This window comes from Trinickia sp. (assembly GCF_051961175.1).
Taxonomy (GTDB): domain Bacteria; phylum Pseudomonadota; class Gammaproteobacteria; order Burkholderiales; family Burkholderiaceae; genus Trinickia.
This window is the reverse complement of sequence record NZ_JBQCDN010000428.1, coordinates 1-9,877: the sequence shown is the minus strand read 5'-3', so window position 1 is coordinate 9,877 and position 9,877 is coordinate 1. Positions and strand designations below refer to the sequence as shown.

The 9,877-nt window shown below is 62.0% G+C and carries 9 protein-coding genes; 5 read left to right on the top strand and 4 right to left on the bottom strand.

All coding sequences use genetic code 11. The features are described from left to right. Positions 1 to 61 precede the first annotated feature (61 nt). Positions 62 to 1,540 (bottom strand): betaine-aldehyde dehydrogenase, encoded by a 1,479-nt coding sequence (gene betB, locus ACTHL0_RS24230; protein WP_440569597.1) that lies wholly within the window; start codon positions 1,538 to 1,540, stop codon positions 62 to 64. A gap of 258 nt (positions 1,541 to 1,798) precedes the next feature. Between betB and fdhA the strand changes: the two genes are divergently transcribed. Then, positions 1,799 to 2,995: a formaldehyde dehydrogenase, glutathione-independent gene (gene fdhA, locus ACTHL0_RS24225; protein ID WP_440569595.1), complete on the top strand. Its 1,197-nt coding sequence runs from the start codon at positions 1,799 to 1,801 to the stop codon at positions 2,993 to 2,995. Positions 2,996 to 3,123: 128 nt separating this feature from the next. On the opposite strand, the gene dmeF is transcribed toward fdhA, so the two are convergent. From dmeF to ACTHL0_RS24210, 3 genes are all read right to left on the bottom strand, one after another. Next, a complete protein-coding gene (gene dmeF / locus ACTHL0_RS24220) occupies positions 3,124 to 4,146 on the bottom strand; it encodes a CDF family Co(II)/Ni(II) efflux transporter DmeF (RefSeq protein ID WP_440569593.1) in 1,023 nt (340 codons plus the stop codon). Between the two features lie 9 nt (positions 4,147 to 4,155). Then, positions 4,156 to 4,428 (bottom strand): metal/formaldehyde-sensitive transcriptional repressor, encoded by a 273-nt coding sequence (locus ACTHL0_RS24215; RefSeq protein WP_440569591.1) that lies wholly within the window; start codon positions 4,426 to 4,428, stop codon positions 4,156 to 4,158. A 165-nt stretch (positions 4,429 to 4,593) separates the two neighbouring features. Continuing rightward, on the bottom strand, positions 4,594 to 5,673 hold the full coding sequence (locus ACTHL0_RS24210; RefSeq protein WP_440569589.1) for a GlxA family transcriptional regulator: 1,080 nt from the start codon (positions 5,671 to 5,673) through the stop codon (positions 4,594 to 4,596). Between the two features lie 383 nt (positions 5,674 to 6,056). Between ACTHL0_RS24210 and ACTHL0_RS24205 the strand changes: the two genes are divergently transcribed. The 4 genes from ACTHL0_RS24205 to ACTHL0_RS24190 all read left to right on the top strand — a co-directional run. Next, positions 6,057 to 7,331: a serine hydroxymethyltransferase gene (locus ACTHL0_RS24205; protein WP_440569587.1), complete on the top strand. Its 1,275-nt coding sequence runs from the start codon at positions 6,057 to 6,059 to the stop codon at positions 7,329 to 7,331. Positions 7,332 to 7,386: 55 nt separating this feature from the next. After that, entirely contained in the window at positions 7,387 to 8,358 is a 972-nt protein-coding gene (locus ACTHL0_RS24200; protein ID WP_440569584.1) for a dipeptidase, read from the top strand. Positions 8,359 to 8,393: 35 nt separating this feature from the next. Further along, positions 8,394 to 8,927 (top strand): DUF5943 domain-containing protein, encoded by a 534-nt coding sequence (locus ACTHL0_RS24195; protein WP_440569582.1) that lies wholly within the window; start codon positions 8,394 to 8,396, stop codon positions 8,925 to 8,927. Between the two features lie 75 nt (positions 8,928 to 9,002). Continuing rightward, a partial coding sequence (locus ACTHL0_RS24190) for an oxidoreductase (RefSeq protein WP_440569579.1) occupies positions 9,003 to 9,877 on the top strand: 875 nt, incomplete at its 3' end.

Here is a 9,877-nt window from a genome sequence, read left to right as displayed (position 1 = left end):
CCCCGCACCGACGATGATGTAGTCGTATTCCTTGGCACTCACGAACGCTCTCCTTCGTCCTTCAGAACACGGGCCGGTAGGGGCCGAGTTCGACCTGAACCGATTTGATCTGCGTGTAATGCTCGAGTGTGCTGATCCCGTTCTCGCGGCCCACACCCGATTGCTTGTAGCCGCCGACAGGCATTTCAGCCGGCGATTCGCCCCATGTATTGATCCAGCAAATGCCTGCCTCCAGGCGATGGATCGATCGATGTGCGCGAGACAGGTTCTCCGTGACGACACCGGCGGCCAAACCATAATGCGTTGCATTGGCCCGCGCGATCACTTCATCCTCGTCGTCGAACGAGAGCAGGCACATCACCGGCCCGAAAATTTCTTCGCGGACGATTCGCATATCGTCGCGGCAATCGGCGAACACGGTGGGCGCCACGTACTGACCTTGCGCGAAGCCGCCCTCGGTGAGGCGGGTGCCGCCCACCAACAAGCGCGCGCCTTCGCGGTTGCCGCTCTCGATGTAGCCGAGCACTTTGTCGAGTTGTGCGGCGCTGGCCAGCGGGCCGAAGTTCGTGTTCTCATCGGATGGCTTGCCTACGCGAATCCGCTGAACGCGCATCGCCACGAGCGCTTCGAACGCCTTCATGACGGAGCGGTGAACGAACACGCGTGTGCCGTTCGTGCAAACTTGGCCCGCGCTGAAGAAGTTCGCGGTGACGGCGATATCGGCCGCGCGTTCGAGATCGGCATCGTCGAACACGATCAGGGGCGACTTGCCGCCAAGTTCCATCGTCACTTCCTTCAACGATGAAGCGCCGGCTAACGACATCACTTTCTTGCCCGTTTCCACTCCGCCCGTGAACGAGACCTTGGCGATGGCGGGATGCTCCGCGAGCATGGCGCCGACCAAGCCGTTGCCTTGAACGACATTGAAGACACCGGGCGGCAAGCCGGCTTCGGTATAGATCTCCGCCAGTTTCAGTGCGGAGAGCGGCGTGACTTCGCTGGGCTTGAAGATCATCGCGTTGCCGGCCGCGAGTGCAGGCGCCGACTTCCAGCAGGCGATCTGAATCGGATAGTTCCATGCGCCGATCCCCACGCACACACCCAACGGCTCGCGGCGCGTATAGACGAACGAATCGTCGCGCAAGGGAATTTGCCGCCCTTCAAGCGTCGTGGCGAGACCCGCGTAATACTCGATGACGTCCGCGCCCGTCACGATATCGACGGCGCGGGTTTCGGCGATGGGCTTGCCCGTGTCGCGCATCTCGAGTTCAGCCAGCTCGTCGTTGCGGGCGCGCAGCAATTCGACGGCGCGGCGCAAGATGCGCGAGCGCGTCATGGCGCTCAGTGCTGCCCATTCGCGCTGTCCCTCGCGGCTCGAAGCCACAGCGCGCTCGATGTCGTCCCGACTCGCTTGGCCGACCGTTGCCAGACACTCGCCCGTGGCGGGATCGAAGGTGGCGAAGGTTTCGCCCGACGTCGCCTCGACGTACGTTCCTCCGATGTAAAGACGCTGCGGACCATAGACGGAGGACAAGGTCATCGGCAATCTCCAAGAAGCTCGTCAGTCATTCGAAGGCTCCAACGATAGGCGTTTTGTGCCCGGCCATCAATCGATTAGGGGGGGATCGCACCCTTCGTGTCGGGTTCTAGCAAGCTCTTGTCGCGTTTTGTACGATCGCGCCCGCCCGTTGCGGACTACGCTGCAAGCAGCGGCGGAAGGGCGCGCACACGCGGTGTCGCGCTATCTCCCCCAACATGGATCGCCGCTCGGCGATCGAGACGAAAGGAGACGCATACGATGAGTAGCAACCGAGGTGTCGTGTATCAAGGGACGGGCAAAGTGGCGGTGGAGTCGATCGACTACCCGAAGATGGTCGATCCGAGTGGCCGCTCGATCCAACACGGCGTGATTTTGAAAGTCGTCAGTACGAATATTTGCGGCTCCGATCAGCACATGGTGCGTGGACGCACGACGGCACCCGAAGGGCTCGTGCTGGGCCATGAAATCACCGGCGAAGTGATCGAAATGGGGCGTGACGTCGAAACGCTCAAAATCGGCGATCTCGTCTCGGTGCCGTTCAACGTCGCATGCGGCCGCTGCGCCATGTGCAAGGAGCAACACACGGGCGTGTGCTTGACCGTCAACGGCTCGCGTGCGGGCGGCGCCTATGGTTACGTGGACATGGGTGGATGGATCGGCGGCCAGGCCGAATATGTGCTCGTGCCTTACGCCGATTTCAATTTGCTGAAGTTTCCGGACCGCGATCAGGCGCTCGCGAAGATTCGCGATCTGACATGCTTGTCGGATATTTTGCCGACGGGTTACCACGGCGCAGTCACCGCGGGCGTGAAGCCGGGCTCCAGCGTCTATATCGCGGGCGCGGGCCCGGTGGGGATGGCGGCGGCCGCTTCGGCGCGCTTGCTGGGTGCGGCGGTGACGATTGTCGGCGATATGAACGAGGAGCGTCTCGCGCATGCGAAAGCGATGGGCTTCGAGACGGTCAATCTGTCGCTCGGTGCTTCGCTCGGCGAGCAGATCGAACAGATTCTCGGCAAGCCGGAGATCGATTGCGCTGTCGATTGCGTCGGTTTCGAAGCGCACGGGCACGGCAATGCTCATACGCAGGAGGCGCCCGCTACCGTATTGAACTCGCTGATGGAGATCACGCGGCCAGCCGGTGCGATCGGTATTCCGGGCCTTTATGTGACCGACGATCCGGGCTCGGCCGATGCGGCCGCACGGCGCGGCAGTCTCAGCCTTCGTCTCGGCCTGGGTTGGGCGAAATCGCATTCGTTCCATACGGGACAAACGCCGGTCATGAAATACAACCGCAATTTGATGCAGGCGATCCTGTGGGACCGGCTGCCGATCGCCGAGATCGTCAATGTGACCGTCATCTCGCTCGATCAGGCGCCCGAAGGGTATCGCGCGTTCGACGGCGGTGCACCGCGCAAGTTCGTCATCGATCCGCACGGCATGTTGAAGGCCGCCTGACGGCAGCCTGCAGTTGATCTAACGATCGATCTGAGAGAAGGAGCCCGTCGCGACACGCTGAGCGCTTGCGACGGGCTATCGTGACGGTGGGCAAGCACGCATGAACCGGTTGCCGCAGGGCGAGCCGGTCAGGCGATCGCTTGCCGGCGGTTCACTTCCACGGTCATGTGCGAGAGCCCGCTCATGCGCTCGAGCGCGGCATGATAGAAGCCCGGGCCTCGCTGTGAATCGGCCGTCGTGACCGATAGGATTGCGCTCAAATGCCCCGGCCCGACGCGCCAAATATGTAAATCGACAACCGTATCGCCGTTTTCTTCCACGACGTGGCGCACGTTATCCGCCATCCGGCGATCGATGTTCATGTCGAGCAGGATGCCGCCCGTGTCGCGCATCAGGCCCCACGACCAGTTGGCGATCACCAGGGCGCCGATGATACCGGCCAGCGGATCCATCCAGGTCCACGAGAATGCGCGTGCCAGCACCAGGCCGACGATCGCCAGGACGGAAACGGCGGCATCGGCGATGACATGGATGTAGGCGGACCGGATGTTATGGTCGCGCACGGTGGCACCGTGGGGTTCATCGTCGTGCGTGGGGGGATGCCCATGGTCATGATCGTCGTGATCGTGATCGTGATGATGCCCGTGGCCGCCATGTCCATGCCCGTGGCCATGATGATGCCCATGATGGTCGCCGCTGAGCAGCCAAACACTGGCGAGATTGACGAGCAAACCGAGCACGGCGATGGGGATCGCTTCGCGGAACCGAATGGGCACGGGCGAAAAGAATCGCGAGACCGCTTCGTAGCCGATCAACAATGCAATCATCGCGAGCACGATCGCACTCGTGAAACCGGCGAGATCGCCGAGCTTGCCGGTGCCGAACACGAAACGCGGATCGTTGGCATGCCGGCGTGCATAGGTATAGGCCAATGCCGCGATCAGCATCGCGCCCGCATGCGTGGACATGTGCAGGCCATCCGCCACGAGCGCCAGCGAGCCGAACAGGCTGCCGCCGGCGATTTCGACCACCATCATCACACTGCACAGCGCAATCACCATCCAGGTTCTGCGCTCGTTGTCCTCATGGGCTGCGCCTAAAAAGATGTGGTCGTGCCCCGCGCCGAACGCGGCGTTCTCGAAGTCGGTCATGGGTCCCCCTTACTTGAAGTAGCTATGGACCACTTCGATCAATTGCTCGGTACCGCTGCCATGTTCGTCGGCCGGTTCGGCATCGACGAGATGCGTGCGGATGTGATCCTCGAGCACCACGGCCAGCAGGCCGTTCATGGCACCTCGGCAACTCGTGATTTGCTGGAGCACATCGACGCACCCGCGTTCATCCTCGAGCGCGCGTTCGATGGCCTCCATCTGCCCTTTGATGCGGCGAACGCGGTTCAGCAGCTTTTGTTTTTCGCGGATCGTATGACTCATGGCGGTCCCCCGTACATAGACGGCCGCGAGTATAGCAAATACGGTAGGGGGGTATATTACAGAAGAGGAATCTTCCCGTGCGCGGATTGATCGACCAACGTAAAGGCAAGGGCACGGTCGCGTGCCTAGGCTATCGAGGGGCAGGGAAGCGGATCTGCAGCCGAATCAAATGTGAAATGCCGGTACCGCTGACGTGGCAGGGGAGCGTGCGAGCGGTGCGACCTGATTGCGGCGTTCGCGCGTCGGCGCGGTGCCGAACGCGTCACGGTAGCTCTTACTGAAGTGGCATGCCGACTGAAAACCGCATGCCATCGTGATATGCATGATCGACATATCGGTCTGTAGCAGCAGCTCCCGCGCGCGGCGCAGCCGCAGCGTGAGGTAGTAATGCGTGGGCGTCATGCCCAGATGGTCGCGGAATAGACGCTGAAGCTGTCGTTGCGACATATTCGCGAGCCGTGCGAGTTCTTCGCGCGACAGCGGCTCCTCGATATTGTTCTCCATCAAGGCAATGACTTCGAACAGCGATTTGTTCGCCGAGCCCAGCCGGGCGACGAGCGGCATCCGTTGTTGCGCGCTCGTATCGCGCACGTGCTCGACGATGAATTGCTCCGCGATTTGCGTCACGCGCGGCGTGCCGATTCGCGGGGCGATCAAATGCAGCATCATGTCGAGCGGCGCGACACCGCCCGTGCAGGTGATGCGGTCGCGATCGACGACGAACAGCTCTTTCAGGAAGCGCGTGCCGGGGAACTCTTCCTTGAGCGCCGACATGTTCTCCCAGTGGATCGCACATGCATAGCCGTCGAGCAAGCCCGCGCGTGCAAGCGCATAAGTGCCCGTGCACAGGCTGCCGAGCGCCACGCCGGAGCGTGCGAAGCGGCGCAGTTCCGACAGATGGGCGTTCGTCGTCGAATGCTGCACATCTACGCCGCCGCATACGAACACGACATCGGGCAACTGTTCGAGCGAAGACACGGGCACCGTCTCGACGGCCAAGCCGTTGCTGGCCATGACGGCGCCGCCGTCGGGACTCACGACGGACCAACGGTAAAGCGTCTGACCGCTCAGATAGTTCGCCATCCTAAGCACTTCGACTGCGTTCGAAAACGCGATCATCGTGAAGTTCGGCAACGTCATGAACACGAAGTTCGATAGCGATGCAGTGCGGTCGGGTGACATGGGGCGTTCCTTCGAATCCGATCTATGGCACAGGCGGCTTTCGCCGAGCCTGGCGCTTTTCATTGTGGATTCCAGGGCAACAACTATGCCATACGGCTTAACCCTATGGCGGCTTGGCATGGCGTTCTGTGCTGCACCGCGGCGGTGCTGATCTGCCCGTGTATCGGGCTTTATGGCGCGCGGGTTGGGCAACAATGGTGCATCGCAGTATGAGGCTGCGCGGTACGCGGAGCGGGCGTTCCCCGGCCTGAACGGACGGCCGGCGGTGGTATCGCCCCTTCTCATCCGACTTGTCCAAAACGGACGCGCGTGTCGGAAAAGGCAAAGAACGCGTCTGAATTCGTCAATCCGCCAATAGGGCGAACGACAAGAATAGAGCCGTCGCCAACGAACGCAGGCGGCGCCGAGCCTTCAGTACTGCGCCGCGCCCTTACTACGGATACGCCATGTCGAATACAGAGCCGTTTTTCACGCAGACGCTTGCTGACCGCGATGCGCCCATTCGCGCCGCAGTCCTTCGGGAACTCGAGCGGCAGCAGTCGCAGGTGGAACTGATCGCATCGGAAAACATTGTCTCGCGCGCCGTGCTGGAGGCGCAAGGTTCAGTGCTGACCAACAAGTACGCGGAAGGTTATCCGGGCAAGCGCTATTACGGCGGATGCGAGTTTGTCGACGAAGTCGAAGCGCTCGCCATCGAACGCGTCAAGCAGCTCTTCGGTGCGAAGTTCGCCAACGTGCAGCCGCACTCCGGCGCGCAGGCCAACGGCTCCGTCATGCTCGCCCTGGCCAAGCCGGGCGACACCGTACTCGGGATGTCGCTCGACGCCGGCGGCCACCTGACACACGGCGCGAAGCCCGCGCTGTCGGGCAAGTGGTTCAACGCCGTGCAATACGGCGTAAGCCGGGACACGATGCTTATCGATTATGACCGGGTCGAAGCGCTCGCTCACGAGCATCGTCCGAGTCTCATCATCGCCGGTTTTTCGGCCTATCCTCGCGCCCTCGATTTCGCGCGCTTCCGTGCCATCGCCGATAGCGTGGGCGCGAAGCTGATGGTGGATATGGCGCACATCGCCGGCATCATCGCGGCCGGCCGTCATGCCAATCCGATCGAGCATGCGCACGTCGTGACGTCCACCACGCACAAGACGCTGCGCGGCCCGCGCGGTGGTTTTGTGCTGACGAACGACGAAGACATCGCGAAGAAGATCAACTCTGCCGTATTCCCCGGCCTGCAAGGCGGCCCGCTGATGCACGTGATTGCAGGCAAGGCGGTGGCGTTCGGCGAAGCGCTGGAGGAGGGTTTCAAGCGCTATATCGACCGCGTACTCGCCAATGCTCAGGCGCTCGGCGCCGTGCTGCGCGAAGGCGGTGTCGATCTCGTGACGGGCGGCACCGACAATCACCTGTTGCTCGTGGATCTGCGGCCGAAGGGCTTGAAGGGCACGCAGGTGGAAACCGCGCTCGAGCGCGCCGGCATCACATGCAACAAGAACGGCATCCCGTTCGACACGGAAAAGCCGACGGTGACGTCGGGCATTCGTCTGGGCACACCGGCCGGGACGACGCGTGGGTTCGGCGTGGAGCAGTTCGAGCAGATCGGCCGTTTGATCCTGGAAGTATTCGATGCCCTGACGCGCCATCCGGAAGGCGACGCCGAAACGGAGCAGCGTGTGCGCCGCGAAATCTTCGCGCTGTGCGAACGCTTCCCGATTTATTGATCGCCTTGCGCCATTGAACCGTATTCATTCGACCCGCCCTAGCCCGGAGCAATCGATGTCCACTCTTCATCAAGACAGCATCATCATCGACGGTCTGAACATTTCCAAGTTCGAGCGCTCGGTATTCGAAGACATGCGCAAGGGCGGCATCACGGCCGCCAATTGCACCGTCTCGGTATGGGAGAGCTTTCCGAAGACCGTCGACAACATCGCGCAGATGAAGCAGCAAATCCGCGAGCACGACGAAATTCTGACGCTCGTGCGCACCACCGACGATATCTTGCGCGCCAAGCGCGAGAACAAGACGGGCGTCATCCTCGGTTTTCAGAACGCACACGCGTTCGAAGACAACCTCGGCTACATCGAGGCGTTTCACGACATGGGGGTGCGCGTCGTTCAGCTTTGCTACAACACGCAGAACCTGGTCGGCACCGGTTGCTACGAGCGCGACGGCGGCCTGTCGGATTTCGGCCGTGAAGTCATTACGGAGATGAACCGGGTCGGCATCATGGTCGACCTGTCGCACGTTGGTGGAAACACTTCGTCGGAGGCGATCGCCTTTTCGAAGAAGCCGGTCTGCTATTCGCATTGTCTGCCGTCCGGGCTCAAGGAGCACCCGCGCAACAAGAGCGACGCGCAGCTGAAGGAAATCGCGGATGCGGGCGGCTTCGTCGGCGTCACGATGTTCGCGCCGTTCCTCAAGCGCGGTATCGACGCAACCGTCGAAGACTATATCGAGGCCATCGACTACGTCGTCAATCTGATCCGCGAGGACACGGTCGGGATCGGCACCGATTTCACGCAAGGCTACAGCGTCGACTTTTTCGATTGGCTCACCCACGACAAGGGCCGTTACCGCCGTCTGACCAACTTCGGGAAGGTCGTCAATCCCGAGGGCATTCGCACGATCGGCGAATTCCCGAATCTGACCGCCGCCATGGAGCGCGCCGGATGGAGCGAGACGCGCATCCGCAAGATCATGGGCGAGAACTGGGTGCGCGTTTTCCGCGACGTCTGGGGCGCGTAACGCACCACTTTTGATTTCGAACGAGGAACCCTTCGATGCAACCGCAACTTCCGATCGACGTCGATCCCGCCACGGGCGTATGGACCACCGACGCATTGGCGATGCTTTACGTGCCGCGCCACTTCTTCACGAACAATCACGTCGCCGTAGAAGAGGCACTGGGGCAAGAGACGTATGCCGAGATTCTGTATCGCGCCGGCTACAAATCGGCTTATCACTGGTGCGATAAAGAGGCAAAGCAGCACGGGCTTGTCGGCATGGCTGTGTTCGAGCATTACCTGAAGCGCCTCTCGCAGCGCGGATGGGGGCTGTTCTCGATTGCCGAGGCCGATCCGGCGCGCGCGCAAGCACGCATAGAGCTGCGGCATTCCTCGTTCGTGCTCGCACAACCCGAGAAGCACGGCAAGCTTTGCTACATGTTCGCGGGATGGTTCGCGGGTGCCATGGACTGGGTCAACGATACGGATACGAGCGGCCGCGCCGGGCCCCGCTCGCAATCGAAGGAAACGCAATGCGCGGGCGAAGGCCATGCGCACTGCGTGTTCGAAGTCTCGCCGCTCGTGAATTAGCGCGCGGCGAGGTACGAGGCATACGGCAATACGGTTCGTGATAGTCGTTAAAGAATACGCTCGAGGTCGATCGACATGCGCTACCCCCATCTGTTCAAACCAATGACGCTGAACAAGCTGACGCTGCGTAACCGCATCGTCAGCACGGCGCATGCGGAAGTCTACGCGGAGCCCGGCGGGCTGCCCGGCGATCGCTATATCCGCTACTACGAGGAAAAGGCCAAGGGCGGGGTCGGCTTGGCGGTATGCGGCGGCTCGAGCCCGGTGTCGATCGACAGCCCTCAGGGCTGGTGGAAATCGGTGAATCTGTCGACCGATCGGATCATCGATCCTTTGAGCCGGCTGGCCGAGGCCATGCACCGGCACGGCGCCAAGATCATGATTCAGGCGACGCATATGGGCCGCCGCTCGGCGTTTCACGGCGAGCATTGGCCGCATTTGATGACGCCGTCGGGCGTGCGCGAGCCGGTTCACCGCGGCAACGCGAAGATCATCGAAGTGGAGGAGATCCGCCGCATCATCGGCGATTTCGCCGCCGCGGCCAAGCGCGTGCAGCAAGCGGGCATGGACGGCATCGAAATCTCCGCGGCGCACCAGCACCTGATCGATCAGTTCTGGAGCCCGCGCACGAATTTCCGGACGGACGAATGGGGCGGTTCGCTCGCCAATCGGCTGCGCTTCGGCGTGGAAGTATTGACGGCGGTGCGCGAAGCCGTCGGGCCCGATTTCGTGGTCGGCCTGCGGATGTGCGGCGACGAATTCCATGAAGACGGGCTCGATCACGAGCAGTTGAAGGAGATCGCGCAGGCGATGTCCGAGACGGGGCTCATCGATTATCTCGGCGTGATCGGATCGGGTGCCGATACGCATAACACGCTGGCGAACTGCATGCCGCCGATGGCGTTGCCGCCGGAGCCGTTCGTTCATTTGGCGGCCGGCATCAAGTCGGT